Origin of the sequence: Tomitella biformata AHU 1821, from assembly GCF_000524475.1 — a bacterium.
Classification (GTDB): Bacteria; Actinomycetota; Actinomycetes; order Mycobacteriales; family Mycobacteriaceae; genus Tomitella; species Tomitella biformata.
Genome location: NZ_BAVQ01000109.1, coordinates 1 through 368, shown reverse-complemented (window position 1 = coordinate 368; position 368 = coordinate 1). Strand labels below are relative to the sequence as shown.

General features: G+C 63.6%; 1 protein-coding gene. It reads left to right on the top strand.

The genetic code is table 11. The annotated features are described in order from the left end of the window. Positions 1–368, top strand: a 368-nt coding sequence (locus TBIF_RS24255; protein WP_200869130.1) for an Ig-like domain repeat protein, incomplete at both ends; no start/stop codon positions are given.

Genomic DNA, 368 nt, shown 5'->3' with positions numbered 1-368 from the left:
GTGTTCACAGCGGACGCGGGCTTCAGCAACTCCACCTCTGCCGGTCATTCGGTGACGGTGACGACGGCGGTCGTCCCGGATGTCGACACCACCACGACTCTGTCGGGCGCAACCGAGGTGGAGACGGGTGCGACGGAGAATTTCACGGCGACGGTCGCTCCGGTGGGTGCGACGGGCAGTCTGCAGTTGACGGTCGATGGTGCGAATGCGGGTGCCGCTGTTGCGGTGACGGCTGGTCAGTCGGAGTACACCCTGTCGAATACGTTTGATGGTGAGGGCACCTTTGATGTGAAGGCTGTGTTCACAGCGGACGCGGGCTTCAGCAACTCCACCTCTGCCGGTCATTCGGTGACGGTGACGACGGCGGT